This is a genomic window from Aquirhabdus parva (genome assembly GCF_003351745.1).
Classification (GTDB): domain Bacteria; phylum Pseudomonadota; class Gammaproteobacteria; order Pseudomonadales; family Moraxellaceae; genus Aquirhabdus; species Aquirhabdus parva.
The window spans coordinates 1175648-1202571 of record NZ_CP031222.1 but is presented as its reverse complement, the minus strand read 5'-3'; the positions used below and the strand labels follow the sequence as shown (position 1 = coordinate 1202571).

The 26924-nt window shown below is 45.2% G+C and carries 29 protein-coding genes and 2 tRNA genes; 22 read left to right on the top strand and 9 right to left on the bottom strand.

Annotated elements, in window-relative coordinates:
* Positions 1–2 precede the first annotated feature (2 nt).
* A complete protein-coding gene (locus HYN46_RS05350; protein WP_114898423.1) occupies positions 3–419 on the top strand; it encodes a nuclear transport factor 2 family protein in 417 nt (138 codons plus the stop codon).
* Between the two features lie 26 nt (positions 420–445).
* Here HYN46_RS05350 and HYN46_RS05345 read toward each other — a convergent pair whose 3' ends face one another.
* From HYN46_RS05345 to HYN46_RS05335, 3 genes are all read right to left on the bottom strand, one after another.
* Positions 446–1459 (bottom strand): bifunctional nicotinamide-nucleotide adenylyltransferase/Nudix hydroxylase, encoded by a 1014-nt coding sequence (locus tag HYN46_RS05345; protein ID WP_114898422.1) that lies wholly within the window; start codon positions 1457–1459, stop codon positions 446–448.
* 50 nt (positions 1460–1509) lie between these two features.
* The gene (locus tag HYN46_RS05340) at positions 1510–3324 is read right to left on the bottom strand and encodes a GspE/PulE family protein (protein WP_114898421.1); all 1815 of its coding nucleotides are present in this window, start codon (positions 3322–3324) and stop codon (positions 1510–1512) included.
* Between the two features lie 81 nt (positions 3325–3405).
* Positions 3406–4179 (bottom strand): SAM-dependent methyltransferase, encoded by a 774-nt coding sequence (locus tag HYN46_RS05335; RefSeq protein WP_114898420.1) that lies wholly within the window; start codon positions 4177–4179, stop codon positions 3406–3408.
* 308 nt (positions 4180–4487) lie between these two features.
* Here HYN46_RS05335 and HYN46_RS05330 point away from each other — a divergent pair, with 308 nt between their 5' ends.
* Entirely contained in the window at positions 4488–5264 is a 777-nt protein-coding gene (locus HYN46_RS05330; protein ID WP_114898419.1) for a ferredoxin--NADP reductase, read from the top strand.
* 79 nt (positions 5265–5343) lie between these two features.
* Here HYN46_RS05330 and HYN46_RS05325 read toward each other — a convergent pair whose 3' ends face one another.
* Positions 5344–5988, bottom strand: a complete 645-nt coding sequence (locus HYN46_RS05325) for a YceI family protein (RefSeq protein ID WP_114898418.1) — start codon at positions 5986–5988, stop codon at positions 5344–5346.
* The gene (gene hemA / locus HYN46_RS05320) at positions 5969–7243 is read right to left on the bottom strand and encodes a glutamyl-tRNA reductase (RefSeq protein ID WP_407640791.1); all 1275 of its coding nucleotides are present in this window, start codon (positions 7241–7243) and stop codon (positions 5969–5971) included. Before hemA ends, HYN46_RS05325 begins: the two co-directional genes overlap by 20 nt.
* Before the next feature lie 209 nt (positions 7244–7452).
* On the opposite strand from hemA, the gene HYN46_RS05315 reads away from it, so the two are divergent.
* The 12 genes from HYN46_RS05315 (at position 7453) to HYN46_RS05260 (ending at position 16999) form a co-directional block, all read left to right on the top strand.
* Entirely contained in the window at positions 7453–9162 is a 1710-nt protein-coding gene (locus tag HYN46_RS05315; RefSeq protein WP_162818091.1) for a tetratricopeptide repeat protein, read from the top strand.
* Positions 9163–9189: 27 nt separating this feature from the next.
* Positions 9190–9876 (top strand): lipoprotein insertase outer membrane protein LolB, encoded by a 687-nt coding sequence (lolB, locus tag HYN46_RS05310; RefSeq protein ID WP_114898415.1) that lies wholly within the window; start codon positions 9190–9192, stop codon positions 9874–9876.
* Positions 9873–10754: a 4-(cytidine 5'-diphospho)-2-C-methyl-D-erythritol kinase gene (gene ispE / locus HYN46_RS05305; protein ID WP_114898414.1), complete on the top strand. Its 882-nt coding sequence runs from the start codon at positions 9873–9875 to the stop codon at positions 10752–10754. The genes lolB and ispE overlap by 4 nt, the downstream gene beginning before the upstream one ends.
* A gap of 67 nt (positions 10755–10821) precedes the next feature.
* A tRNA-Gln gene (locus HYN46_RS05300) sits at positions 10822–10897 on the top strand.
* 236 nt (positions 10898–11133) lie between these two features.
* Positions 11134–11209: transfer RNA gene (locus HYN46_RS05295), tRNA-Gln, on the top strand.
* A gap of 63 nt (positions 11210–11272) precedes the next feature.
* A complete protein-coding gene (locus tag HYN46_RS05290; RefSeq protein WP_114898413.1) occupies positions 11273–12226 on the top strand; it encodes a ribose-phosphate pyrophosphokinase in 954 nt (317 codons plus the stop codon).
* A gap of 161 nt (positions 12227–12387) precedes the next feature.
* A complete protein-coding gene (locus HYN46_RS05285; RefSeq protein ID WP_114898412.1) occupies positions 12388–13014 on the top strand; it encodes a 50S ribosomal protein L25/general stress protein Ctc in 627 nt (208 codons plus the stop codon).
* Positions 13015–13025: 11 nt separating this feature from the next.
* Positions 13026–13619: an aminoacyl-tRNA hydrolase gene (gene pth / locus HYN46_RS05280; RefSeq protein WP_114898411.1), complete on the top strand. Its 594-nt coding sequence runs from the start codon at positions 13026–13028 to the stop codon at positions 13617–13619.
* Positions 13620–13789: 170 nt separating this feature from the next.
* Positions 13790–14170, top strand: a complete 381-nt coding sequence (gene panD, locus HYN46_RS05275; protein ID WP_114898410.1) for an aspartate 1-decarboxylase — start codon at positions 13790–13792, stop codon at positions 14168–14170.
* Between the two features lie 248 nt (positions 14171–14418).
* Positions 14419–15579 (top strand): D-alanyl-D-alanine carboxypeptidase family protein, encoded by a 1161-nt coding sequence (locus HYN46_RS05270; RefSeq protein WP_114898409.1) that lies wholly within the window; start codon positions 14419–14421, stop codon positions 15577–15579.
* 146 nt (positions 15580–15725) lie between these two features.
* Complete coding sequence (locus tag HYN46_RS05265) at positions 15726–16553, top strand: sulfurtransferase (protein ID WP_114898408.1); 828 nt, start codon at positions 15726–15728, stop codon at positions 16551–16553.
* 53 nt (positions 16554–16606) lie between these two features.
* Positions 16607–16999, top strand: coding sequence for an SMI1/KNR4 family protein (locus HYN46_RS05260; protein WP_228254898.1), 393 nt, complete (start codon positions 16607–16609; stop codon positions 16997–16999).
* Positions 17000–17013: 14 nt separating this feature from the next.
* Here the strand turns inward: HYN46_RS05260 and HYN46_RS05255 are convergent, their stop codons facing one another.
* From HYN46_RS05255 to moaC, 3 genes are read right to left on the bottom strand one after another with little or no spacing between them, the layout of a single operon-like run.
* Positions 17014–17493 carry a molybdenum cofactor biosynthesis protein MoaE gene (locus HYN46_RS05255; protein ID WP_228254897.1) on the bottom strand — a complete coding sequence of 160 codons (480 nt, stop codon included), beginning with the start codon at positions 17491–17493 and terminating at the stop codon, positions 17014–17016.
* Positions 17493–17786: a molybdopterin converting factor subunit 1 gene (gene moaD / locus HYN46_RS05250; RefSeq protein WP_114898406.1), complete on the bottom strand. Its 294-nt coding sequence runs from the start codon at positions 17784–17786 to the stop codon at positions 17493–17495. Before moaD ends, HYN46_RS05255 begins: the two co-directional genes overlap by 1 nt.
* Positions 17764–18285: a cyclic pyranopterin monophosphate synthase MoaC gene (gene moaC, locus HYN46_RS05245; RefSeq protein ID WP_114898405.1), complete on the bottom strand. Its 522-nt coding sequence runs from the start codon at positions 18283–18285 to the stop codon at positions 17764–17766. Before moaC ends, moaD begins: the two co-directional genes overlap by 23 nt.
* 230 nt (positions 18286–18515) lie before the next feature.
* On the opposite strand from moaC, the gene HYN46_RS05240 reads away from it, so the two are divergent.
* The 8 genes from HYN46_RS05240 to HYN46_RS05205 all read left to right on the top strand — a co-directional run bounded on the left by HYN46_RS05240 (position 18516) and on the right by HYN46_RS05205 (position 25254).
* Entirely contained in the window at positions 18516–19052 is a 537-nt protein-coding gene (locus HYN46_RS05240; protein ID WP_114898404.1) for an NUDIX hydrolase, read from the top strand.
* Entirely contained in the window at positions 19049–20269 is a 1221-nt protein-coding gene (gene mnmA, locus HYN46_RS05235; RefSeq protein ID WP_114898403.1) for a tRNA 2-thiouridine(34) synthase MnmA, read from the top strand. Before HYN46_RS05240 ends, mnmA begins: the two co-directional genes overlap by 4 nt.
* On the top strand, positions 20266–20976 hold the full coding sequence (locus HYN46_RS05230) for a DUF489 family protein (RefSeq protein ID WP_114898402.1): 711 nt from the start codon (positions 20266–20268) through the stop codon (positions 20974–20976). The genes mnmA and HYN46_RS05230 overlap by 4 nt, the downstream gene beginning before the upstream one ends.
* Before the next feature lie 93 nt (positions 20977–21069).
* Positions 21070–22464: an adenylosuccinate lyase gene (gene purB, locus HYN46_RS05225; RefSeq protein WP_114898401.1), complete on the top strand. Its 1395-nt coding sequence runs from the start codon at positions 21070–21072 to the stop codon at positions 22462–22464.
* 230 nt (positions 22465–22694) lie between these two features.
* Positions 22695–23144 carry a YiiD C-terminal domain-containing protein gene (locus tag HYN46_RS05220; RefSeq protein WP_114898400.1) on the top strand — a complete coding sequence of 150 codons (450 nt, stop codon included), beginning with the start codon at positions 22695–22697 and terminating at the stop codon, positions 23142–23144.
* Between the two features lie 69 nt (positions 23145–23213).
* Positions 23214–23876 (top strand): DUF2238 domain-containing protein, encoded by a 663-nt coding sequence (locus HYN46_RS05215; RefSeq protein WP_114898399.1) that lies wholly within the window; start codon positions 23214–23216, stop codon positions 23874–23876.
* A 37-nt stretch (positions 23877–23913) separates the two neighbouring features.
* Positions 23914–24300 carry an NUDIX hydrolase gene (locus HYN46_RS05210; RefSeq protein WP_114898398.1) on the top strand — a complete coding sequence of 129 codons (387 nt, stop codon included), beginning with the start codon at positions 23914–23916 and terminating at the stop codon, positions 24298–24300.
* A gap of 132 nt (positions 24301–24432) precedes the next feature.
* A complete protein-coding gene (locus HYN46_RS05205) occupies positions 24433–25254 on the top strand; it encodes a ferritin-like domain-containing protein (RefSeq protein ID WP_114898397.1) in 822 nt (273 codons plus the stop codon).
* A 97-nt stretch (positions 25255–25351) separates the two neighbouring features.
* Here HYN46_RS05205 and purF read toward each other — a convergent pair whose 3' ends face one another.
* Entirely contained in the window at positions 25352–26890 is a 1539-nt protein-coding gene (gene purF, locus HYN46_RS05200; RefSeq protein ID WP_114898396.1) for an amidophosphoribosyltransferase, read from the bottom strand.
* Positions 26891–26924 lie beyond the last annotated feature (34 nt).

Below are 26924 nucleotides of genomic sequence, written 5' to 3'. Positions count from 1 at the left end.
GCATGAATAAATTAGATAACTTATTGAACTGGTACAGCACGATGACTTGCCAGAGTGTTAGTGATTGTCATCTTTTTTATGAGGCGGATGCCCATTTTAAGGACCCATTTAATGATGTGCATGGCATTGATCTTATCGAAAAAATATTCTTGCATATGTTTGAAACGACTAACAATCCTCGCTTTCTCATCTTAGAAACGATCGAACAAGATCAGCAAGCGTTTGTGACATGGCTATTCAAATTTTCACTTAAAGGAAAAGACTACACCATTCAGGGAGGATCACACCTTAAGTTTGGTGAGCAAGGTCTGGTAACCGAACATCGTGATTATTGGGATGCCGCAGAGGAGCTACTACAACACCTGCCCATTATTGGAAAGCCTATTCAATGGTTAAGGCGGCAGTTTGAGGTCAAATAGCCCAAGTTTTTTTATGCAAGCTCTATCTATTGAGCTACATTCAAGAATTCATCAATAATCGCATAGTGATCCTCAAACAACTGATCAGATCGAACTTCTGCAAGCGGTAACCAAAATGCATATTTAGCATCATCACCGCCCAGTACTTTTGGTAATGGTGTCGATGCATCCAATTCAAAATAAAAACCCTGCGTAATCGCTCGCCCACGCTCACAGCGATGCGGCTCATCAAAGGTCCGCTGTGATCGATAGGCTGCACGCAACGTTGCATCGTCAAGCCCTAAATTGGTTTCTTCACGGAGCTCGCGCAGGCATGCATTGAACAGTGTCTCATCTGGGTCCAAGAAGCCACCGGGTAATGCAAACAGTCCTTTACCGGGAATATGCCCGCGCTCAATCAATAAAATATGTCCAGAATGAATCAATACCGCATCAACCGTCATAAACGTAGGAGGATAAGGGGTATGTGACCACGATTCTTTATAATCGACAATATAGCGGGCCTCATCTTGCAAGGCTTGATAATCAGAGGTTTGTTTAAATGCTGCGAGTAAATCAATGGTACTGGTAGGCACACGAGCCTCTGTAGGCATTTCACCGAGTAAATAAGCGTCACGAATCGGAGTCGCAGAAATCCCTTGATAACTATCAACAAATACCGTTTCCCAACGCGGAAACAGCGATAAATAATACGAAGTTCGATCTTTATAATGCCCCACTAGCCCAATCTTTAAGGCTTGATTATCCCCGGTTACAGAATGCACCGCGTCCTCCACGGACTTTACCCAGCGTACATCGTTATAGAGAATATCAACTAGTGGTACACAACGAATGCGTGTCGCATCTGCCGGTTCAAATGCAGAAAGCACCATCGTCTCCCGCTCATGAAACTTGAAAGTATTGCGCGTACTGCGCGGTTGTTCTGCAGAACCAATCAAGAGGATGACTTGTTGGCTTTGGGCCAATGCAGTCTTAATGACTGCTAAATGCCCGAGATGAAAAGGCTGGAAACGACCAATAAACACCAAATAATCGAACAAACGCCTATCCTCTTAAACTAATATTTCAATCAAAGTTATCAAGTTTCTTCTTAGCTTAAAGGTACCACTCGCATCACTTCTTCAAGCGTCGTCACCCCCTCAGCAACACGGCGTGCACCTGCAAGACGAAGCGGTTGTAATCCTTCGCGATAAGCTTGCTGCTTGATCTGGGTGAGTGAACCACCGTCACCGATAATACGCTTCATTTCTGTTGATAAAATCAGAATTTCATACACGCCCATTCGTCCACGGTATCCCGTTCCACGGCACTGTTCACAACCAACCGCTTGATACACTTGTGCTGGCGGCTCACTTTTCCATGGACTAACCAACTGATTCCAAACCTCAGCATCAGTCGCAATTGCTACCTTACAGTGCGGGCATAAAGTACGTACCAGTCGCTGGGCCATAACACCCAGAATGGTTGCTGCTGTTAAAAAGGGCTGTACACCCAAATCATGCAAACGCGTGAGTGAACTGGGAGCATCGTTTGTATGCAAGGTCGAAAGCACCAAGTGTCCGGTCAATGCCGCCTGAATCGCCATATCCGCAGTATCTTGGTCACGGACCTCTCCGACCATGATGATATCAGGATCTTGTCGCATCAAAGCACGCACGCCTTCCGCAAAGCCCAGTTCAATCATGCCTTGGACTTGCATCTGATTGAAACTCGGCTCAATCATTTCGATCGGATCTTCGATGGTACAAACATTGACTTGATCGGTCGCCAGTTGCTTCAGTGTGGAGTAAAGCGTTGTCGTCTTACCCGAGCCTGTGGGACCCGTGACAAGAATAATGCCATTAGGATGAGAAGCCATTTGTTTCCACTTGGCCAGATCATCCCCACTCAAACCCAACTGTTCAAATGAGCGAACCAAGACCTCAGGATCAAAAATCCGCATCACCATCTTCTCGCCAAATGCGGTCGGTAACGTGGACAAACGAAGTTCAGTTTCTAGGCCTTTAGGTGTACGCGTTTTTAGACGGCCATCTTGTGGTTTACGCTTTTCAGCGACATTCATCCGCCCTAAAATTTTTATACGCGAAACGATTGCCAACAAAATCGGTCCTGGCATGTCATATACGGTATGCAAGACCCCATCAATCCGAAAACGGACTCGACCCTGATCACGGCGCGGCTCAAGATGAATATCACTGGCACGCTGATCAAATGCATACTGCAGCAGCCAATCCACAATCCGTACAATATGCTGATCATTGGCATCAGGATTTTGCATATCCCCGAGTTGTAAAAGTGCCTCTACCCCTTTGGCAACGGTCTCACTTCCGCCATTGCCCTTAGCACCCGCGATTGCACGAGTAACCTGATAAAACTCCGCTAAATAACGCACCAATTGCACAGGACTGAGCATCACCCGTTTAATTTTACGCGGCTTCAGTGTATGCGCCAGATTATCCAACCAATCCTCATAGAAGGGCTGGTCACTGCCAATCGTCACCGTATCTGCATCAACCGCAACGGCTAAAATCTGATGCCGTTCAGCAAATTCAATCGACATGACCGATGTCACGACAGGTACATTGACCTTAAGGGGATCGATACGATAAACAGGCATTTCTGCTTTTTGCGCAAGCCATTGGGTGAGAACATCAATGGTTAACTTCGCAACAGCGGGTATTGGTGTATTTGAAGTGCTTATCGTTTGCGGTGGTAATAAATCAACCAATCCAAAATCTGCAATAATCAAGAGTGGATGCCAATTCTTCTGCTCCTTGCGGCGTGCAGTCGTAGTCACCAAATTCACATCACGCTGCGTGATTCGTCCGTCTTTCTGCAGCTCATCCAAGCACCATCGCACATCGACTTGAATTGAAAATCTCTTTTTGGTTGTCATGACACTCATTCCATTGCTCTCTACAAGTCCATATCACACGATTCAATTACAACACGACTCACTTTTGGGATCCATCTTCCTGACTATAAATTACCTTGCCGTGATCTCTTTAATCCAGATCACATCAGATTGCACACCAAAGCGGACATTCACCTGATCAAAAGACATTCCATAGTCTCGCTGCCCATCAGACTGATAAGCAGGACGCGGATCAAGTGCAAGAATGCGTTCGATTAAGGGTAACTGATTACTGCTTAAAACATGAAGTGAAATCAATTGATGTTTTTGCCAAAGTGCAAGTCGTGTCCAATACACAGGATGGAGTTTAGGCGCCTCTACGGCAAAACCACTCACTGCCGCGGAAATCGAATCACTGTAAGCCACATAAGGCTTAATATCAATCAACGGGGTTCCATCGACCAAATCCGCACCAATGATATGCAATCGCACACGCCCATCAATCACCTCTATTCGATCTAAGCGGACCACAGATAATCCCAGCGGTGCAGGTCGATACATGCTACGTGAAGCAAAAACACCAATTTTTTCATTGCCCCCTAAGCGTGGTGGACGAATCTGTGGCCGAAATGACTCAGCAGCGGATGTTTCATGTAACTCACTATTAGAGCCCATATCCTCAGAAGTCTTTTTTAATTCGCGATTTTGATGAAATTGCCAAATTAACCAGAGATGGCTAAATCCTTCTAACCCTTCGAAAGCCGCGGGCTGATCATAAGGAGCAACAAACTCTATCACCCCCTCAACATCCACCAGGTTGGGTTGACGTGGAACCCCAAACTTCTCAACGTAAGGTGTGTGTACATAGCCAATAATAGGTACTGTAATACTTGCGGTATGAACCATGAATGACTCTAAAACTTGAGGTGAAAAAAGATTTAAAAATACGTCTTAGTATCTTTTAATATCATCGATTTGGGAAAAAAAATCCCATATAAAATCTCAAAAAGTGCTCAAAAGAATGTCGCTCTATACAAAACACTCTAAGTTCATCACTTTTCCTTATATCTAAAATAAAATGAAATCGGTTTATCAACTTAAACTTTTCGGTAGAATAGCGCATAAGCGAAACCTTTCCGCACTAGACTATAAAATTTGTCCGGCATAAACGCTGGCAATCTTGTTCCAACATCCGACCACACGATAGAGACATTATGGCAGCATTTAACTCAGAACGTATTACTCATGTACATCATTGGAATGATACGTTATTCAGCTTTAAATCCACCCGTGATGCGGGCTTACGCTTCAAAAATGGTCAATTCGTGATGATTGGACTTGAAGTTAACGGCAAACCTTTGCTGCGTGCCTACTCAATTGCCAGTGCAAACTACGAAGACGAGATCGAATTTTTCTCGATTAAAGTACAAGACGGCCCACTGACCTCTATCCTGCAAAATCTTAAAGTGGGTGATGAGCTTCTGATGAGCAAGAAACCAACAGGTACACTGGTATTAGATGATTTATTGCCAGGTAAAAACCTGTATATGCTTTCTACAGGGACTGGGCTTGCACCGTTCCTGTCATTGATTCGTGACCCTGAGACTTACGAGCGCTTTGAAAAAGTCGTTCTGGTGCATGGCGTGCGTCAAGTCAACGAACTGGCTTACACCGATTTAATCGAAAATGTGCTGCCCAATGATGAGTTCTTTGCGGAACTGGTCAAGGACAAATTGATCTACTACCCAACTGTGACACGTGAACCCTTCCGTAATCAAGGCCGTATTACCACATTGATTGAAAATGGTAAGTTGTTCGAAGATATCGGATTACCACGTTTTAACAAAGAAACTGATCGTGTGATGATGTGTGGTAGCCCAACGATGCTCCACGACCTCTCCGTTATGCTTGATCAACATGGCTTAACGGTATCTCCACGTATGGGTGATCCTGGTGACTATGTGATTGAACGTGCATTCGTTGAAAAATAAGTCATTACAACGATCATGATAAAAAGGGCGCAGTAATCAGCGCCCTTTTTAAATTCTAAAAATCACAAAACAGACACGACTATCGCAACGGACTCTCTTCCGAATCAGTACCGTCGTTCATCAATACCGCGTCAACCCGTACTGTAATTTCAGGGCCTACAGCAGGTACAAAAGTTGTCATGCCCCAATCGTAACGATTCATCGTCGCTAATGCGGTAGCATTAATTTTAATTGCTTTAGTCACCGTGTCAGTGATCGGCTTGTCCAAGGTCACATCAAAAACAAGCGGTTTAGTGATACCGAGCATGGTCAGATCCCCACGCACAGTAGCATGAGTCGCATCGACCTTAGTGATCTTAGTACTTTTAAATTCCATGGTCGGAAAAGCTTTCACATTAAAAAACCCAGAACCGCGCAATACACTATCCCGAATGCCTATCCCTGTAGAAATACTACTCGTTTGAATAATAAAATTTGCGGCGGTATGTAAAGGATCTTCAGGACTGCCTTTAATCCGCCCATCAAAACTATGAAAACCGCCTTTAATCTGAGCAAAGCTTTCTTTAGTCGTCAAAAAACTGATTCGGCTTTTGTCTTTATCGAACTGCCAATCTGCAAACACTGCATCGGTATACCCCAAACACATCAGCAATAAACATGAGCCTGCACAATAGCGTCTCACATTGCGATAACCTTGCCCCCAATTACTCATTTTGCCCATCATGATCAGCCCCCAAGCCTTTTATAATCCAAGTTAAACGTTCGCTGTCCGCATCTGTGGCGGCTTCTCTAATTAATTGTGATGGTCTGTGCAGCAACTTAGCCATGACCGCTTGAGATAGACGATCTAATACTTCATCAAGCGCGACACCTTGTGCAACCAGTTGCTTCGCGCGTTGCAGCTCTTGCTGGCGGAGCTCATCCATCTGTCTACGATAGTGTGCAATGACAGGACCCGCTTGCTGTGCACGATTCACCTGCATGTACTGCGCCGCTAACTGGCTGACCATCACCTCTGCTTCAACCGCGGCTTGCCGACGCTGAGCAAGATTACCTTCGATCACACCTTGTAAATTGTCCACAGTGTATAAGTACACATCATCCAGTTCGGCAATATTGGGCTCAATATCTCGTGGAACCGCCAGATCCACCATCAACATAGGACGATGGCGTCGTGCTTTAAGCGCACGTTTCACCATATCCATCGTAATCACAGCATGGATACTACCCGTTGAACTGGACACGATATCAGCGCGGGGTAACGCATTCTCCAACTGCTCAAAAGGAACAACTTCAACGGGCAAATGAACTTTCAGTTCGTTAGCCAAAATATTTGCCCGATCAAGGCTTCGATTACAGATGAGTATCTTACCAACGCCATGCTCTGCCAGATGACGTCCCACTAGTGCATTCATTTCGCCTGCCGCGACAAGTAACACCGTCGTCGCACTCAAGTCACTAAAAACCTGTCGTGCAAGCTGTAATACGGCAAAGCCCAGTGAGACGGCCTGCGCACCGATTGCTGTTTCAGTCCGTACTTTTTTTGCGGCATTAAAGACTTGCTCAAAAATACGTGCAAGCTTGGGGGTAACCGTCCCTGCAGCGCGCGCGTATTGGAGTGCAGTCTTAACTTGACCGAGAATTTGCGGCTCACCGAGCACCATCGAATCGATGCCACTGGCTACACGCATCAAATGAATAAATGCATCCTCCTCACCATGCCGATACAAATGATCAACAAGCTCGTCCGGCGAAATACCATGAGAATGAGCCAGCCACTCCGTTAAATCATCAGGAGAGTCGGTAATACTATATAATTCCGTACGATTACAAGTGGATACGATAACGATATCATCCGTCAAACCTAACGATTGGGCATGACGTAACGCTTCGTCCAGACGTTCAGGGACGAACGCGACTTTCTCACGCAAAGCCACAGGTGCGGTGGTATGATTAATGCCCAAAGCAAAGAAACCCATCGTGCGTCGATTGCCACTCGCAAATATGGTATTGTGCGATATGCGGAGCGATAACACAAACGTTGCTTTGCATATGAAGATTGTTTTTAAAACTATATTAAGATCTTTTTTATCACTGGGATGGCGAGGTTCGTTTGCTCCAATTTGATTCATCAAGGTCTTCTTGCATCCGCCATCAAACCTTGATTCATGCATCAATTGCATCGATATTGGTTACTGCCCTTTTCATCAACACTGCCCATGCAGCGTTGTTAGATGTGTTTGCAGCTGAACTGGCTCTCGCACGCGGGATGACTGATAAAGGGGTGGTCTTATATCGTGCTCAGGCCTTACAAACTGCTGACCCTGTGATTTTAGAGCGCGCACTTTCTGTTGCTTTGGAAGACAATGATATCGACGGTGGACTTGCTATTGCAAAACACTGGGTTGAAGTTGATCCAGAATATATTCCCGCACTGTTTTATATGGCGCATTTATCCCTTAAAGCCCATGACTACCAACTCGCCGCCCAAACCCTAGATAAAATTCTCAGGTACGATCCTAACGCTGCCTTAGATCGTATTGTTGTAGGAATTTCCCCAGATGATCCTAAAGATCGCAACGCACTACTGACCGCATTGCAAAGCCTCAAAGAATATAACAACCCATCATTATCGGTTCTTAAAGCAGGTCTATTAGTCCAAGCAGGACAACTCGATCAAGCCCTCGTTGAAGTCAACAATGCACTGCGTAAAAAACCAGGAGTGACAGCTTTTATCACCCTTAAAATTAATATTTTAATGAACCAAAATAATTTAAAAGAAGCCCGTACATTCTTAGCCAGTGAAATTAAACGTCAGCCTAAAAATAAAAGCCTGCAACTGTTTGAAGTCCGCTTGTTGCTCAAAAACAACCAAGCAACCCTTGCGATGGCTCGCCTCAAGCAAATGAGCCGACGCTGGAATAATGATGGGGAAATTTTGCTCTTAGCCGGACTCGTCAGCATTGATAATCAGCGCATGCTGGATGCGGAACGTTATCTTGTGCAACTGCTTGCCATTGATCAATACGTCGATCAAGCATACTTTTACCTCGGCATTGCCGCTGAACGGCAAAACCATATCAAGGTTGCCATTAGTTACTATCAAAAAGTTCAGGGCGAAGACCTATATCGCAAGGCCCAAAAGAAGTTAGCAGTGATTATGGTGGCAAATAATCAATTAGACGATGAACTCACCGCACTCACCCAAGAGCGCGTTGAACACCCCGAGCAAGCCAGTTTCTTATACCTATTACAAGCCCAATTGCTAAAAGAGCATGGACAGAGCGATACAGCACGTAAATTATTAGATGAAGCCATTAATGGGCTACCCAACCAGCCTGAATTAATTTATGCACGCATTTTGATGCTCAAACCAGAAGAAAGCGCATTGCTGGACCGGGAGTCTGAACGACTACTGGCATTAAGTCCTGATAACCCTGTTTATCTCAACGCCTTTGCATTCGCGCTTGCGCAACAAAATCGTCGTTTGAAAGATGCCCGTGCCTTTGCAGAACGCGCCAACAAACTCGCACCCAATCAAGCTGCAATTCTAGATACCCTCGGCTATATTGCGTTTATTCAAAAAGACTATGCTTTTGCAATCACGACTCTAAAGGCCGCATACACGGCTGAACCCAGCGCCAATATCGGCCTACATTTAGCCGCTGCGCTTGAAAAAAACAATCAAATTGCTGAGTTTAATCAGTTGATTAGCGAGCTAAAGCAACACTTCCCCAATAATCCTAAAATCATGACTCAGCTCGAAAAGCACGATCAAACCGATGCTCGTCAATCAACTTCAAGTAATTTATCCAGTATTCAGCCGCATATCAACGCACCAATCTACAGCGCCTCTCCACTCTCGGGAGGACGCACAAATCTCTCAACGCTGTCATGAAACCTATCCATGAATCAAATATCTACTATGTCGTATAAAAAATCGTTTTATCCTGCGAGTTGGTTTGCTTGCACGCTGTTGATCGGCCTTTCTGGCTGCCAAACACTGCGAGTGCCTACACTCCCCAGTATTCCAACCACACCCCTATCTCCTGTAGCCATGACAACTGGTGGAGAAAATAATGCCTCCTCTTCAGCAACAACGCACTTTAGTATTACTGGGAAAATTGGTGTAAAGACACCAAAACAAAGTGGCAGTGCATTCTATGCATGGGCACAGGATGGAGACCGATTCGCCATCGACCTCACTGGGGCACTCGGTATAGGCCAAACTCATATTGAAGGTATTCCCGGTAAAGTCTCACTGAACAGTGCCAAAACCGGTTTACTTGAAGCGGAAACTCCCGAAGAACTTCTCACGCGAGCAACTGGATGGCTTGCGCCCATTTCTTATTTACCTTCTTGGATTGAAGGTCGAGCGGCTGAACCCAATAGCACATCAACGAAAGATGCGCAAAACCGCCTCGCAACCTTGAATGAAGGCGGCTGGGATGTGACGTTTAGTTATAACGATCAATCCACATCTAAAACCCCGATTCGACTCGTGATGAATCAAGTCAGTCCCACGGATACCGCACAATCAAATCGCGTCATTCTCACGATCCAGCATCAAGAAACAACAGGGGATAGTGCGGCTTCGGATGCTAAGAAATGAGTCCATTACGCTTACCCGCTCCCGCAAAACTCAATCTTTTTCTGCATATCACCGGACAACGTGCAGATGGCTATCACTTGCTGCAAACTGTATTTCAACTCATCGACCATATGGACTGGCTCAGTTTCGAAGTGGATGATGATTTAAAGTTGATTAGTGATTTACCCTTCCCCACTTCACAGAACCTGATTATTCGGGCAGCAAAACGTTTACAAGAGGTCACGGGTTGTAAAGAGGGTGCCATCATTACTCTTGAAAAAATTCTGCCCATGGGCGGCGGTTTAGGCGGAGGGTCTTCCGATGCTGCAACGACTTTGCTGGCACTCAACCATCTATGGCAAACCAAACTGAGTCTCGATGAACTCGCAGCCATCGGCTTGACACTGGGTGCCGATGTTCCGGTGTTTATTCGTGGTCAAAATGCTTGGGCTGAGGGCGTTGGAGAGATACTACAAGCCATTCCACTGGATCCATCGCATTTCGTGGTTTTGATACCCGATTGTTCGGTAAGCACGGCCGAGATTTTTACCCATCCTAACCTGCCGCGCGCAACGCCAAAAATCAATATGCGTGACTATCTTGTACCGCACTCACGACATGGCCTAACCACATCAGGCATTTTGCATAACGATTGCGCAGGGATCGTCCGCACACTTTATTCAGAAGTTGATCAAGCGCTCTGTTTTTTAGAAAGTATCCAGCAGAAAAATCCAGATTTAACATCTACCCCGCAACTGACTGGAACGGGCGCCTGTGTGTTTATGATGACCCCAACTCGCTCAATTGCTGATAAAATACTCGAACAGGCACCTTTTAATGGTTTCGTTTGCTCAGGAATTGGGCAATCACCTGTGCATTCTGCGTTAAATTTGCTATAGTTGCGCCCCGTCGATATGGTTGCCGAACAGCAAACATTGAAAACGGTAAAGTGTGGGAATGTTATATAGGGGCGTCGCCAAGTTGGTAAGGCATCAGGTTTTGATCCTGACATCCGTTGGTTCGAGTCCAGCCGCCCCTACCATAACATGACAACTTTTAACTCATGCTGTGCTTTTGAGTGTTAAAGAAGTCTAGACCACATTGATCAAGCTTAGTGAAGTCATCAATCACTAACTGAACGCTTTGCAAAAAAGCGAAGAAAAATAAAGGCAACTAAACTGCTTGTTTGTATCGCGCTTTATGCGCCAAGAAATCGCTTCTAGATATAGAAAATTTCTTGACATTCCAGCATGTAATCACTATAGTTGCCGCCGCTATAGGGGCGTCGCCAAGTTGGTAAGGCATCAGGTTTTGATCCTGACATCCGTTGGTTCGAGTCCAGCCGCCCCTACCATATTTTATATCTTTAAATTCCATCATTTAGTCCACTTTCTGATTTCAAATAAGGGTTTGAGCTATGCCTAATCTCGTCATCTTCGCCGGCAATGCTCACCCTGACCTCGCCCAGAAAGTCGCTAGTCATTTGCATGTCCCGCTCGGTGCAGCGTCAGTAAATCGTTTTTCTGACGGCGAAATTGCTGTTGAGATTAATGAAAACGTTCGCGGTAAAGATGTTTTTATTCTGCAACCAACCTGCGCGCCGACCAATGATAACCTGATGGAAATTCTGGTCATGGCCGACGCGCTGCGTCGTTCAAGTGCTGGTCGTATTACCGCTGTTTTACCTTACTTTGGTTATGCACGCCAAGATCGCCGCCCGCGTTCGGCACGTGTACCTATCAGTGCAAAAGTTGTAGCGGATATGCTCAGTATCGTGGGTATTGACCGTGTACTGACTGTAGACCTGCACGCAGACCAGATTCAGGGCTTCTTTGATATTCCTGTAGACAACATCTATGGCTCACCGATTCTGCTCACCGATCTGAAAAAGAAAGCACACAACAGTAATCTGATTGTTGTTTCCCCAGATATCGGCGGTGTGGTCCGTGCGCGCGCTGTTGCCAAACAACTCGGCGATATTGAACTGGCGATTATCGACAAACGTCGTCTCCGTGCCAATGAAGCCCAAGTCATGCATATCATCGGTGATGTGTCTGGTCGTGATTGTGTCATTGTTGACGACATGGTTGATACAGCGGGTACCTTGTGTAAAGCTGCGGCCGCATTGAAAGAACACGGCGCGCGTAGTGTTGTCGCCTACTGTACTCATCCGGTACTCTCAGGCGCAGCTATTGATAATTTGAACGGCTCCCCCATTGATGAATTAGTAGTTACCGATACAATTCCACTGAGCCAAGCAGCACGTGAATGTGGCAAAGTTCGCCAAATCAGCATTTCAGGCCTACTGGCTGAAACGATTCGTCGTATCAACAACGAAGAATCGATCAGCGCAATGTTTGAGCTACTCTAAAATTGTTTAAAAAGTTTCGAATAACTTTACTTGAAGAAGTTATTCATTGAAATTAAGCGAGTTTTCTCGTTTAACACCGCCGAACTGGTCGCAAGTTCGGCATTTTTCACACTGAAGCCTCATTTTTTGAGACTTTAAACTGTTGTTTAATAGGAAATACCATGAGTACTACAGATTTTAGCTTGAACGTTCAAGCACGTGACTTGCAAGGGAAGGGTGCGAGCCGCCGCCTGCGTCACCAAAACCTCGTTCCAGGCGTGATTTACGGCGGCGCTGCTGCTGCACAATCAATCAGCATTCGTTTGAATGAATTGGTTAAAGCGCTCGAAAGTGAAGCGTTTTATTCACACATTCTGACTCTGAATGTTGATGGCAAAGCACAACAAGTTGTGTTGAAAGCGCTGCAACGTCATCCAGCAAAAAACTCACCTTTGCATGCTGACTTTTTCCGTGTTGATGCAACTCACGATATCGTGATGCGCGTTCCATTGCATTTCGTAAATCAAGAAACTGCAGTGGGTGTAAAACAACAAGGTGGTCAATTGTCAGTTCTCGTGAGTGATGTTGAAGTACGTACCTTGCCATCAAACTTGCCTGAGTTCATCGAAGTTGACCTGAGCGCTACTGTATTGGATCAAGTTCTGCACTTATCTGATATCAAATTGCCTAAAGGTGTAACCCTGACTCAACTGAGCCACGGTGCAGACAGCCATGACTTGCCTATCGCCAGCATTCACTTGCCAAAAGGCCAGAAAGCTGATGATGCAGAAGACGCAGCTGCTGAGTAATTAGTCAGCTTATGTCTGAGCAAGCAGCGGGTATTTCCCTCATTGTAGGGCTGGGCAATCCGGGAACGGAATATGCCCAGACTCGCCATAACGCTGGGTTTTGGTATGTAGAAGCCATTGCCCGGCGTTTTAACATTGTATTGAAGAGCGAAAGTCGTTTTTCAGGACTTACGGGTCGTGGATTGATTGATGGTCAGGATGTGCGCTTACTGTTACCGAGCACGTTTATGAATCTATCTGGCAAGTCTGTCGTTCCTATGGCGAAGTTTTTTCAAATTGCGCCGGCAAATATTTTGATTGCTCATGATGATTTAGATTTACCCGCTGGCAGCATTCGCCTGAAAACAGGTGGTGGGCACGGTGGGCACAACGGGTTACGAGATATTACCCCACATATCGGCAATGATTTTCATCGTTTGAGAATCGGTATTGGACATCCAGGGCACAAAGATAAAGTGCATGGGCATGTACTTGGACGTGCACCTAAAGCTGAACAGGATATTCTTGAACAGGCTTTAGACGAAGCACTACGCCTTACGCCGATGATCGTCAAAGGTGATATCGCACGTGCAATGAGTCAGTTGAATGGTTTTAAGCCGACATAATACGCTTTAGAGCCAAAGCTGTCGCTTTAAAAATAATGTTTTGTCGCAATATTTAACTGATAAGTATTGTGCAAGTCAGTCACACGCGGCACAATGCGAACCGCCAGTCATTACACCAATGATTGATCGCTTTTTGTGCTGTTTGGCCCTACTCCACGGAGACCATCGCCATGCAAACATCGATGTTAAAATGTAAAATTCACCGCGCACGCGTTACACAAGCAGAGCTTCACTACGAAGGTTCATGTGCGATTGACGGTGATCTGCTAGACCTCGCAGGTATTCTTGAATATGAACAAATTCATGTCTGGAATGTCACGACAGGTGCTCGTTTTTCAACGTACGCAATCCGCGGCGAAGAAGGCACAGGCATGATTTCTGTAAATGGCGGTGCTGCACACCACGCCGCAGTTGGCGACATCATCATCATTGCTACTTTCGGTAATTTTGAAGCAAAAGAGTTGGTAAACTTTAAGCCACAACTCGTGTATTGCAATGAAGATAACAGTGTCAGCCACACGGCTAACATCATCCCTGTGCAAGTTGCTTAATTTTAGTCGCCCAAATTTACTAAATTAAACAATAAAGCACTGTTACCTGTAACTTGTTGAATCCATTAAAACCCATCTTTGACAGATGGGTTTTATCGTTTCTATTTCCAACAAATTTTATCAAATCACCTAAAAAACGATTTCGAATAAGCGGAGTTGTAGGTCAGTTTTATGGTGCGTCCTGCTTAGAGTCTGTTAGAATCCGGCTAGTTTTTTCAGTCCCACCATGCTTGGAGTCGACCTCTCTAATGTCACGTTTTCCCGTACTGCTCGCTGCTACCGTTCTCACTGGCTGGTCGCTAACCGCTTCTGCCGTTACTGTCGTCCCTTCCCCCCCCGTACTGGATAATAAAGCATACGTATTGGTCGATTATGACTCGGGACAAGTTTTGGCATCATCCAATCCAGACTTGCAACTCCCACCGGCATCACTGACCAAGATGATGACTAGCTATATCGTTGAACAAAGCCTGTTGTCTGGTCGCCTTAAAGAGACCGATATGGTTCGTATGAACGAATCAGCATGGTGCCGAGGCAGCAGTGCTGAATCATGCATGTATGTACCCTTAAATGGTTCAGCTTCAGTACTCGACATGCTCCGTGGCATCGTGATTCAGTCAGGCAATGACGCATCAAAAGCCGTTGCTGAGCATATCTCTGGCAATGAAGGTGCCTTTGCTGAAGTTATGAATAGCGAAGCAAAACGTCTAGGTATGAAAAATACACATTACATGAATGCAACTGGCTTACCTATGGATGGCCACTATTCCTCAGCACTCGACTCTGCAATTCTGGCACGAGCCATTATCAAAGACAGCGCAAAATACTATCCGATTTATTCAGAGAAATGGTTTACCTACAACAACATCAAGCAAGGTAACCGTAATGCATTGCTTTTTACCGACCCAAGTGTTGATGGTTTAAAAACGGGGCATACCGATGCTGCTGGCTACTGTCAAGTCACATCCAGCAAACGCGGCTCAATGCGCTTGATCTCAGCAATCTTTGGTACCAAGAGCATGAATGAGCGTGCGGGTCAAACACGCGCTCTCTTGAACTGGGGCTATAGCAACTTCGAAACAACCGCTCTTCGCCCTGGCAATCAATCATTGGCAACGACACCGATTTGGTTAGGCAAAGTAGATACGGTGAATGTCGGCTTAACCGATCCTTTGCAAGTGACTTTGCCACGTGGGCAATCTGCACAAGTGCAAACTACACTATCTGTTTCTCCTAACCTCACTGCACCTATTCAAAAGGGTCAAGTCGTCGGTAAAGTCATTGCAACTCTGGATGGCAAAACACTGGTTGAACGCCCTCTCGTGGCACTGGAACCTGTTGAACAAGCAGGTTTCTTCTCCCGTATGATCGACCATATCAAAATGTTCTTTAGCAAATTGTTCAAATAATTTGCTGTAAATTTCAAAAGCCCGAATTGATTTCGGGCTTTTTGTTTTTGGTTCTTAAAATGCCTGAAGTCACATAATGACTTTACGGATCGCTTTGTGATACAACCATTAAAAATCTATTTCACTTATTTTCTTGGACCTGCATAATGATCTCGGATCTCGTTTCAGTAGAGTGGTTAAACAATCATCGGCATCAGCCACAAATTAAAATTCTAGAGGCCGGACTTAAACCACCCTTTCCAATCCCAACTGAAAACCCTGATAACCTGCGAATCCCGAATACACTTTTTGTGGACTTAGATCATGATCTGATTGATCAGAACTCCCCTTTTCCACATATGATGCCTTCTCTTGATGCGTTCATTGATCAAATGCAAAAACTTGGAATCAACTCCAATGATCAGATTATTGTTTATGATCAATATGGGATTTTTTCCAGCCCACGATTATGGATGATGCTTAAGAGTGCCGGACATAACGATGTTGCGGTGCTTGATGGTGGATTACCCGCTTGGTTAAAAGCTGGTTTTGAGACGTCTAAGTCTTATGCAAATCCAGAAAAACTTGGCAGCTTCTCTGCAAAAGCGATTGATGGTTTTCTGAATGTAGAGGACATCTTGGCAATCTTAAATAACCCTGAGCATACGATTATTGATGCACGATCCGAAGAACGCTATCTCGGCAAAGTTGCTGAACCACGTGCAGGTCTGCGGGTTGGGCATATTCCTAAGTCATTGAATCTGCCTTTTGGCAAAGTACTTAGTAACGGTTACATGAAACAAAAAGATGAACTCAAAGAAATCTTCTCCAATTTAGTCGGCCTCGAAGATCAATTGATTTTTTCCTGCGGATCAGGTGTAACCGCCTGTATTCCGGCATTAGCTGCGCACTTAGCTGGATATCAGCATATTAATATTTATGATGGGTCTTGGGCAGAATGGGGGGCTGATTCGAAGCTACCTATAGAAGTTTGATATGAAAATCAGCCGAAATAACCTATTAACTATAATTCATTAGGTGTATTGAAGTGCAACCTCTGTATCTAAATAACATTTCGATATTAAATAAAAGTATTGAAGATCAGCAACTCAATGATCTCAAAGCACAATTTAATGAAGCTCTTCCTGAAGATTACATTGAGCTTCTTAGGTTTACAGATGGCTTGACCTTGAAGAGTGGACTAATTATTTACTCATCACAAAACATTTTCGAACGAAACGAGACTTTGGAAGTAAGAACATATGCCCCTAACTATTTAGCAATAGGTGATGATAGTGGAGGTAGATCTATTTTAATTCCATTTCACGGTATGGGCGTATATCTTGTAGATCAAGGGAGTCTTGATCCAAGAGATATGAAGAAAATCAGCCAATCATTAAATTCTTGGCTATTGGATGGTTTAGAGTTTTCTAATTCTTAGTTATAGATTAAAGCTTACCATTTACCAATTTTATCCACATCTGTCTGCTTCTGCTCAACCCAATCTGTGCCCTTCTCGGTCACCTCTTGTTTCCAGAATGGCGCATCATGCTTTAAAAAATCCATCAGGTATTGCACTGCATCAAATGCCGCTTGGCGATGGGCACTTGCAACGATAACACCAACAATATTCTCACCCAGCGCCATCGCCCCCACCCGATGTACCAAGACCACGCCCAACAGCGGCCAACGGCTAGAGGCTGTTTCGACATGTTGACGCAAAACCCGTTCGGTCATGCCAGGATAGTGCTCCAAGACCAGACCTGTCACATCGGTTTTATCACCCGATGCACGCACTTGGCCGAGAAATGTCACGACAGCGCCCACAGAACCATGAACAAGGTTTAGTTTGGCATATCTTGCATTTAAATCACTCTGAGAGAATGGTTCTTCAAAGACCTCAATATCAACGGGTACATTGAAAACAGACATCATTACCCCCCAGTCACTGGCGGGAAAAATGCCACTTCATCACCGATTGCAATCAGTTGCTCAGGCCCTGCAAACTCTTGATTGACCGCTACCAAAATCGGCTGTGGGAGATCAAAAAAATGGGGATATTGCTCCCCGAGTAGAACCTGCAAGTCTGCTACAGTCACGGCCTGTGACAATGCAAAATTCACCTCACTAAAACCCATCTTTTCACGAAGACGCGCAAAGAAAAGTACCTTGATGCTGTTTGAATTAGAGGCTGGCACGACTGTGTCAGTCACTGCTTTTGTTGACATCCCGTTTGCCTCCCGATTTTTTAATCAATTGAATAGCACCAATCACCATGTCATGGTCCACGGCTTTACACATATCGTATAACGTCAGCCCCGCAACGCTAACCGCGGTTAAAGCCTCCATTTCGACTCCCGTTTGCCCCGTAGTACGACACGTCGCTTGAATCTGCACACCAGAGACTGGGGTATCCACCAATTGTAAATCCACCGCAACCTTGGTCAGAGGTAAAGGATGACATAAGGGGATAAGGTTAGACGTTTGTTTGGCGGCCATAATGGCGGCTATACGTGCTGTCGCCAACACATCGCCTTTGGGCATGGCATGATCACGCAGTAAAGCCATGGTCGCTGGCTGTAGTTGAATGAACCCTGTTGCAACCGCTGTCCGCTGAGTCGTTGCTTTATCGGAAACATCCACCATATGTGCAGCACCTTGAGCATCCAGGTGTGTCAATGTCGTCGAGACATTCGTGGCTAGCGCATTATCATGCGAGGAAGTCATGCACAGCTCCTGTTTTTAATCTTTAAATACGCTTCTACAACCCCCACTGTTCATAACATCATGGTGAATTGAGTTGTAATCCCTTATCATATCACCTGTTAAAAGCGAACATTTTTAGATTTCTGACTATCAGGTTTTTATCTCGTCAAAATCTAATGGATGCGCTCATTTTTATGGCATTTAAAAAACTTCACTTTTGATGAAATGCCTTTATATTACTTTTGGAATCAATGATGTCTTGGACTCCACACGTGACTGTCGCCACCATTATTCGGCAAAAAAATGCTGAACAAGGGGGTGATATCCGTTTTTTATTGGTCGAAGAAGAAAGCATGAGCCTGCCGCATCTGGTCATTAACCAGCCCGCTGGTCATGTTGAGGCTAATGAAACGTTAGTGGAAGCTGCGATACGCGAAACCTTGGAAGAAACCGGTTATAGCGTTTCGATCAATAGTGTGCTGGGTATTTATACCTATACACCGCCGAATGATGCCGACTGCACCTATTACCGGATGTGTTTTATCGCAGATGTCGTTTCATATGATCCAACTTACCAACTGGATACAGGTATCGTCCGTGCTGTATGGCTGACTCTCGACGAATTAAAAGCAACTGGGCGGGCACGCTCTCCCCTTGTTATTCGTTGTATTGAGGACGCACTATCAGGACAACAATTTCCTCTGGCAATGATTTTTGAGCAGCCACAGGGCACTCAAACACCAGAAGTACCCTCCACAGATCATAGCGTCAAAGGCACATCACGATGAATCTCGTTTCCGAAAATCACTTAAAACACGGACATAAGTTTGTCATGGTCGGGATGTCTGGTGGTGTTGACTCATCCGTGTCCGCAGCGCTTCTCATGGAACAGGGTTATCATGTTGAAGGTCTCTTCATGAAGAACTGGGAAGATGATGATGGCACTGAGTATTGTACTGCAATGCGAGACTTGGCAGATGCGCAAAGCGTCTGTGATACCTTGGGCATTAAGCTGCATACCGCCAATTTCGCAATGGAATATTGGGACCGTGTCTTTGAGCACTTCCTCAAAGAATACCAAGCAGGCCGCACGCCAAACCCCGATATCCTGTGCAACAAAGAAATCAAATTCCGTGCATTTTTAGATTATGCCTTAACGCTGGGCGCTGACTATATCGCGACAGGACACTATACAAGACGCGGTCCAGTCACACAGAATCAATCGGGAGAACTGGTCGCCGACCTACTCCGCGGCGATGACCATAACAAAGATCAAAGCTACTTCCTGCACGCAGTACATGGTCGTGAAATTGCGAAGACGCTATTCCCTGTTGGAGAGTTGGTTAAGCCGCAAGTAAGAGCAAAAGCCGAGTCTATTGGACTTTCGACAGCAGCAAAAAAAGACTCTACTGGCATTTGCTTTATTGGTGAGCGTCGCTTTAAAGACTTCTTACAGCAATATTTACCTGCGCAAAAAGGTGAAATTGTCACTGATACAGGGCGAGTCATTGGCACACATGATGGTCTGATGTACTACACATTGGGGCAACGCGGTGGGATCGGTGTGGGCGGATTGAAAGATCAAGCTGAAGGTGCGTGGTTTGTTCTGGCTAAGGATCTCACCACCAATCAATTGATCGTTGGACAAGGACATAATCACCCGCTGATGTTGAGCCAAACCCTGTGGTCGGAGCCGATTGACTGGGTACGCGGTGATGCTCCTCTCAGTATCGATCAACCGCTGCGCTGTACGGCTAAAGCCCGCTATCGCCAAAGTGATCAGGACTGCATGGTCTATGTTGACCCAACAGCTGAAGGCGCTGTAAAAGTAATTTTTGATGAACCCCAACGCGCAGTCACTCCGGGACAAAGCGTCGTGTTTTATCAGGGGGATGTCTGCTTAGGTGGCGGGGTTATCCGTTCAACAGATGCTGGGAAAACCGATCTCTCAAGCACAAATACAACGGGTCATCGTCAGCAAGCAAGCGTGGAACACATTTCATGAATGTGTTTAATCCCGATCCCAATGCGCCGACACCGCGTCAGGTTAAACTGCTCGCACTTGCCGCTATTTTCCAAGCAGCAGGCTTAGCCTATGCATTTGCATCACAGGGTAATGCTGCATTGCTCGGTCATCAAGCGGCGTTTGATTCATTATTAAAAATTTCTCTATCAGAAGAAACTGATGCCTTAAAACGTCTGGGCGGTATAGATGAGTTGGCATTTGGTCTGAAAACCTTAGAAAACTGCCTGACCGTTCCCTTCTCCTCAAGCCCTGCGCCAAAGACAAAAGTACTGCGCTTTACCGAACCCATGCGCTATGCCTTTGCACTCTTACAAATCGAGCGTAAGGTTTATGGCAAAGTAACGCTCGTGACACATTTGACACAACAGCAAAAGCTGCTTAGTCAGCGCGTCGCTTTTTTTGACCAACGCTATCGCCATCCTTCAATACTTGCAGGAATGGCTGCGACTTATCTTGCTACGGCAGGCACTTTAAGCACGCGTTTAAAAATTAAAGGACAGCAAACAACACTGACTGACCCTGCCAATGTCGATTGCATTCGCGCTTGTCTTTTTGCGGGTATTCAAGCGGCACATATGTGGCGAGAGATGGGGGGGCGGCGTTATCAACTCATTTTAGGACGCCGAACCATGATTGAAGACTTGCGCGCCCTTGCCATCGCACGATATCGATTGAAAAAACTTTAATATTTAAAAATATTAATCAGGCTGTAGATTTATTTTTTGTTGATGCACTCATTTTAATTTTGTTATTGATACTTTGTACTTGGAACCATGCTCATGTTAAACACTCTTACTGCGCTTTCTCCTCTCGATGGCCGCTATGCCAACAAATGCGATGCTTTGCGTCCTTACCTTTCTGAATTTGGTCTGATTGCAGCGCGGGTTAAAGTGGAAGTGCGCTGGTTACAATCGCTTGCGGATCACCCTGCTATTAGTGAGTTAGCAGCATTCTCCAGTGAAACCAATGCTGCACTTGATTTGATTATTCAAAATTTCAGTGAAGCAGATGCCGAACGCATCAAAACCATTGAAGCAACGACAAACCACGATGTCAAAGCGGTTGAATACTTCCTCAAAGAAAAAATTGCCCATATTGCTGAGCTCAAAGATGCCGGTGAATTTATCCACTTTGCCTGTACCAGTGAAGACATAAACAACTTGTCTCATGCATTGATGCTGCAAAGTGGCCGCGAAATCCTCCTCACCTCGATGCGCCAGCTCCGTGATGCAATTGGTGCATTAGCAGTTAAACATGCTGACCAATCCATGCTGTCACGAACCCATGGTCAAACAGCAAGCCCGACGACTCTGGGTAAAGAATTTGCCAATGTCGCGTATCGCCTCGCCCGCCAAATCAAACAATTTGAACAAGTCGAATTACTCGGCAAAATCAATGGTGCGGTTGGTAACTACAATGCACATCTGTCTGCTTATCCAGATATCGACTGGGCAGCTCATGCACAAAGCTTTATCGAATCATTGGGTCTTGACTTCAACCCCTACACCACCCAGATCGAACCGCATGACTACATGGCGGAATTGTTTGATGCCTTGAAGCGTTTTAACACCATTCTGATCGACTTCAACCGTGATGTATGGGGTTATATCTCTTTGGGATTCTTCAAACAGAAACTCAAAGAAGGCGAAGTAGGCTCATCAACCATGCCGCACAAAGTTAATCCCATCGACTTTGAAAACAGCGAAGGAAACCTTGGTCTGGCCAATGCAGTGCTTGCTCACTTAGGTGAAAAACTACCCATTTCACGCTGGCAACGTGACCTGACTGACTCAACCGTCCTGCGCAATATGGGTGTTGGCTTAGCGCAAAGCTTGATTGCTTTTGAAGCCTGCTTGAAAGGCATCGGTAAACTTGAATTGAATGCCGACAAGATCAATGCCGACTTGGATAATGCCCAAGAAGTCTTGGCTGAACCAATTCAAACCGTTATGCGCCGTTATAACGTTGAACAGCCTTACGAAAAACTAAAAGCATTGACCCGTGGTCAAGCAATGACCCGTCAAATGATGCTCGACTTCATAGCAGGTAATGAACTGCTTGCTGTTCCGGAAGCGGATCGTGCACGTTTGGCATTGCTCACGCCAGCGAACTACACTGGCAATGCTGCACTACAGGCAAAAGCATTGCCTGAGTTATTGGCTAAGTTGAAATAAGCCAACCATTAAACTTTAAAACAGGATGGTGGCTTAGTCACCATCCTGCTTATACTCCTTTTATGCCATAGACTTTTACAACGAGAACCGATATAACTGATCAGACCGACATAAAATGAAACGGAAAAGAGAATTGATGACTCAAGTACGATGCAGGATGCCAATAGCAAAACATCAAGACCCCAAAAACTATAAATATACTTGTATATCAACAACCTGAGATATACATCATGACACCAAAACAGCTCGAACTCTACCTTCACCAGCACATCCCTCTAACCAACGCTATGCAGATCTCCATTCTTGAGATTGCTAATGAAGGCGTGGTGGTTAGCGCCCCTTTAGCACCAAACATCAATCATCGGGATACCGTATTTGGTGGCAGTGCATCGGCCGTCGCAATCCTTGCAGCGTGGGCATTTGTGCATACTCGCCTGCTTAGCGAAGGCATTAAAAGCCGCCTCGTCATCCAGCGCAATAAGATGGAATATGACCTACCCATTGATGGCACCTTCACCGCGCACTCGAGTCTCGTCAATCCTTTGGATTGGGATAAATTCACTCAGACGTTACAGCGTCGTGGACGAGCCCGCATTACTATCCTCTGTGTGTTGAAGTACCAAGGCCAAGAGGTCGGACATTTTGAAGGTCAGTTTGTGGCGATGAAAATAGACGACTAGTGGTCTATCATGAGTTATAGAATTCAATAAAGTTTCATGTAACTATAAGTTGAAAAATAAGGATTAGCTATGAGCACTCTATCCTTTCAAAAGAAAACATCAGTACCTTTCCCAAAGCCTGATTCATTTCATTGGCGGTGGCTCAGTTTACTTGTGATTGCATCGGCGATCGCTTCAATCCACCCATTGGAAGTGCCGGCTTATCTTTTGCACCAATCAGGCACCCAACTCGGTGTCTTATTGATTCTTTGGCTCACCTATAAGCACTATGTGAGTCGTACTGGCTTTGCACTGTGTATTATTTTTCTATTAATTCATATCGTTGGCGCACACTATCTCTACTCATACGTCCCGTATAACGATTGGTTTAAGCATTTATTGCATGTCGATATCAATGCGTATTTTGGCTGGTCACGCAATATGTATGATCGGTTGGTACACCTCTCTTATGGGCTACTCCTTTATAAAATCATCTTTGATTTTTTCTCCGTGTGGTTACCGCAAGCGCGCCGTGGACAGATTGCCTTGCTCGTCATTCAATTTGTCATGGCATCCAGCATGTTTTACGAACTCATTGAATGGGTGATTGCAATTGATATGTCCCCTAAAGATGCTGAGAATTATAATGGTCAGCAAGGTGATGTTTGGGATGCGCATAAAGATATGGCCATTGCCACACTCGGCGCCATTATTGCCTGGCTAATTTCTTACGTAAGACAGCGCAAACATTAACTCCTTCCCTCTTACTTGCCTTCTTAATTTTAATGCCATGACAATTTTACGCTGCGCTTGCCTTGTTTCCGTTCAAAACGACAAACTCTTACTGGTACGCGTCCGAGAAAATGAGCACTGGTATCTACCGGGAGGAAAAATTGAGCAAGCTGAGCTCCCTGAGCAGGCTCTGCAACGGGAGCTCTTGGAAGAACTAGGAATTACGTTACACCCTGAATCCATAGACTATTTATATACCGTTCAGGGACCAGCTTATGGTCAAGCAGGAGAAGTTGAGCTGGTTTGTTTTACGGCTTGCTGGGAAAATCAACCCAGAGCACTACAAGAAATCAGCGAAGTTGCATGGTTCGGCTGGCAGGACTCTAGCATATTGGCACCTGCGGTTCAGATCCTCTGTAATCAATTTTTAAATCAATCGCATTAAAAGACGTATGTATGCGCCAACCCCTTGAACAACAAAAAACTTTACATCGTAACACTCATACAATACACACTATTCGCTGCGCCTGTCATGATTTATACATAACACTCTGGTAGGCACTATGCAGGACATCACATGAGCTATTCTTCGACCCAACCTTGGACGCTTGAAAGCCTCGACTTCAACCGTATTGATGTACAGCAAATTCGGCACAATGAAGACTTATTTTTCTTGTTATGTAGCGCCTCATTTGTCGAAAGTGGATCTGATTTTTACACCCACAATTTGGTCGACCACTTTAGCGGAAATGACGTACTACAAACCTGGCTGGGTAATCATTGGGAGCATGAAGAGCTTCAGCATGGTCTAGCCCTTGCCACTTATGTAAAACATGTCTGGCCCGATTTTGATTGGGATAAAGGCTTTAAGGCCTTCTGGAATGAATATGGTCAGATATGTACAACCGAACAACTGGAAAGTAGCCGAGGCCTTGAATTAGCTGCACGCTGCGTGGTTGAAACAGGAACGGCAAGTCTATATCGTGCCCTGAACGAAATCGCTGATGAACCTGTGCTGAAGCAACTCACCAAATACATTCAAAATGATGAAGTGCGTCACTACAAAAACTTTCTTCACCATTTTAAACGCTATCAAAAAGTAGAAAAACTCAGCCGCCTCTCGATATTAAGTGCACTGATTCGGCGTGTACGTGAAATCAAAAATGAGGACGGTGACATTGCTTTACGCCATGTCTTTAATACCAAGTATCCAGACCTCATTAATAACGACCCAGAATTCCAGCTGGTTAGTAGCCGTGCACAAAGACTCCTGCGCAGACATATTCCAGCCAGCATGACCATGAAAATGTTGCTTAAACCGCTGGACTTACACCCACGCCTGCAACGATCTTTAGAGAAGCCTTTAGTCATGGTCACCGAAAGACTGTTTTTGCATTAAGACCTGTTTTTTGTACGCAATAAAAAAGAGTCCGCTCAGAAATGAGCCGACTCTTTTTATATTTCAAGCATGAAAAACTGCAGCTTAATTGATCAAATCAAGCCTCTTCTTTCACCCCAGTCATATCCACAGGTGTATCACCCATCACTTCAACCAGCGTCACACCACCTGATTTCGCCTGATCATTACGGCTCTTTTCAAGTTTATTTAAATAGGCTTCATCAATTCCACCCGTGACATATTCGCCATCAAATACTGAGCAATCAAAGCGCTCAATATGCGGATTACCTTCACGCGCAGCGTCAATCAGATCTTGCAGATCTTGATAGATTAAGCGATCTGCACCGATGATTTGACGTACCTCTTCTACCGTGTGACCTGACGCTATTAATTCACTTTTTGCAGGCATATCGATGCCATAGACATTCGGGAATTTCACAGGTGGCGCTGCAGATGCGAAGAAGACTTGTAGTGCACCGGCGTCACGTGCCATCTGAATGATTTCATGACAGGTTGTACCGCGTACAATCGAGTCATCAACCAGCAGAACATTCTTCCCTTTAAACTCAAGTTCGACAGGATTAAGTTTTTGACGAACTGATTTCTTACGCTGGCTTTGACCCGGCATAATGAAAGTACGACCGATATAACGGTTCTTCATGAAGCCTTCGCGATATTTCACACCCAATAACGAGGCGAGTTCAAGTGCAGCAGTACGGCTGGTCTCAGGGATTGGAATGACTACATCAATTTGATGATCCTCACCCCACTCACGCAGAATCTTATGTGCGAGTTTCTCACCCATACGCATACGTGATTTATAGACTGAAATACCATCAATGGTTGAATCTGGACGAGAGAAATACACGTACTCAAATATACAGGGATTATAGACTGGGTTCTTTGCACAGATCTTTGTGAAAATCTGGCTGTCCGAGTTGATATAAATCGCCTCACCTGGCTCAATATCACGCACCACGTTAAAGCCAAGCGAGGTAATCGCGACGGACTCAGACGCTAAAATATATTCTTTTTTACCGTTTTCAGCATCGCGCTCACCGTAAATCAGTGGACGAATCCCATGCGGATCACGGAAACCCAACAAGCCATAACCAGTGACCATTGCAATCGCGGCATAGCCCCCTTCACAGCGGCTGTAGACCTTAGTCACGGCATCAAAGATATCATTTTCATTTGGATTTTCTTTACCCAGAGCTTGCAGTTCATGTGCAAACACATTGAGCAATACTTCAGAATCCGAGTCAGTATTGATATGGCGCAAATCAGAGCGAAACAAAGTCGCTGCGATTTTATCGGCGTTAGTTAAATTGCCATTATGTGCAAGCGTGATCCCATAGGGTGAGTTCACATAAAACGGCTGTGCCTCTGCGGAACTGCTTGAGCCTGCAGTTGGATAACGGACATGGCCCATGCCAAAATTGCCGACTAATCGACGCATATGGCGAGTGTGGAACACGTCACGCACCATGCCATTTTCTTTGCGCAGGAACAAACGACCGTCTTGAAACGTCACGATCCCTGCCGCATCTTGCCCGCGATGTTGGAGCATCGTCAGAGCATCATATAACATTTGATTAACTGGCGTTTGAGCGGCAATGCCTACGATTCCACACATAACAACCTCGCGGATGGCTGGAACAAAAATAAAA

Coding starts and splice junctions, on each gene's coding strand:
- HYN46_RS05265 (WP_114898408.1), top strand. CDS start 15,726: ATGATCTCGGATCTCGTTTCAGTAGAGTGGTTAAACAATCATCGGCAT.
- moaD (WP_114898406.1), bottom strand. CDS start 17,786: ATGTCAACAAAAGCAGTGACTGACACAGTCGTGCCAGCCTCTAATTCA.
- HYN46_RS05230 (WP_114898402.1), top strand. CDS start 20,266: ATGAATGTGTTTAATCCCGATCCCAATGCGCCGACACCGCGTCAGGTT.
- HYN46_RS05220 (WP_114898400.1), top strand. CDS start 22,695: ATGACACCAAAACAGCTCGAACTCTACCTTCACCAGCACATCCCTCTA.
- HYN46_RS05210 (WP_114898398.1), top strand. CDS start 23,914: ATGACAATTTTACGCTGCGCTTGCCTTGTTTCCGTTCAAAACGACAAA.
- moaC (WP_114898405.1), bottom strand. CDS start 18,285: ATGACTTCCTCGCATGATAATGCGCTAGCCACGAATGTCTCGACGACA.
- HYN46_RS05205 (WP_114898397.1), top strand. CDS start 24,433: ATGAGCTATTCTTCGACCCAACCTTGGACGCTTGAAAGCCTCGACTTC.
- HYN46_RS05330 (WP_114898419.1), top strand. CDS start 4,488: ATGGCAGCATTTAACTCAGAACGTATTACTCATGTACATCATTGGAAT.
- HYN46_RS05290 (WP_114898413.1), top strand. CDS start 11,273: ATGCCTAATCTCGTCATCTTCGCCGGCAATGCTCACCCTGACCTCGCC.
- hemA (WP_407640791.1), bottom strand. CDS start 7,243: ATGGGTTTCTTTGCTTTGGGCATTAATCATACCACCGCACCTGTGGCT.
- panD (WP_114898410.1), top strand. CDS start 13,790: ATGCAAACATCGATGTTAAAATGTAAAATTCACCGCGCACGCGTTACA.
- HYN46_RS05270 (WP_114898409.1), top strand. CDS start 14,419: ATGTCACGTTTTCCCGTACTGCTCGCTGCTACCGTTCTCACTGGCTGG.
- HYN46_RS05215 (WP_114898399.1), top strand. CDS start 23,214: ATGAGCACTCTATCCTTTCAAAAGAAAACATCAGTACCTTTCCCAAAG.
- pth (WP_114898411.1), top strand. CDS start 13,026: ATGTCTGAGCAAGCAGCGGGTATTTCCCTCATTGTAGGGCTGGGCAAT.
- HYN46_RS05285 (WP_114898412.1), top strand. CDS start 12,388: ATGAGTACTACAGATTTTAGCTTGAACGTTCAAGCACGTGACTTGCAA.
- ispE (WP_114898414.1), top strand. CDS start 9,873: ATGAGTCCATTACGCTTACCCGCTCCCGCAAAACTCAATCTTTTTCTG.
- HYN46_RS05335 (WP_114898420.1), bottom strand. CDS start 4,179: ATGGTTCATACCGCAAGTATTACAGTACCTATTATTGGCTATGTACAC.
- lolB (WP_114898415.1), top strand. CDS start 9,190: ATGTCGTATAAAAAATCGTTTTATCCTGCGAGTTGGTTTGCTTGCACG.
- HYN46_RS05340 (WP_114898421.1), bottom strand. CDS start 3,324: ATGAGTGTCATGACAACCAAAAAGAGATTTTCAATTCAAGTCGATGTG.
- purB (WP_114898401.1), top strand. CDS start 21,070: ATGTTAAACACTCTTACTGCGCTTTCTCCTCTCGATGGCCGCTATGCC.
- HYN46_RS05325 (WP_114898418.1), bottom strand. CDS start 5,988: ATGATGGGCAAAATGAGTAATTGGGGGCAAGGTTATCGCAATGTGAGA.
- mnmA (WP_114898403.1), top strand. CDS start 19,049: ATGAATCTCGTTTCCGAAAATCACTTAAAACACGGACATAAGTTTGTC.
- HYN46_RS05350 (WP_114898423.1), top strand. CDS start 3: ATGAATAAATTAGATAACTTATTGAACTGGTACAGCACGATGACTTGC.
- purF (WP_114898396.1), bottom strand. CDS start 26,890: ATGTGTGGAATCGTAGGCATTGCCGCTCAAACGCCAGTTAATCAAATG.
- HYN46_RS05240 (WP_114898404.1), top strand. CDS start 18,516: ATGATGTCTTGGACTCCACACGTGACTGTCGCCACCATTATTCGGCAA.
- HYN46_RS05255 (WP_228254897.1), bottom strand. CDS start 17,493: ATGATGTCTGTTTTCAATGTACCCGTTGATATTGAGGTCTTTGAAGAA.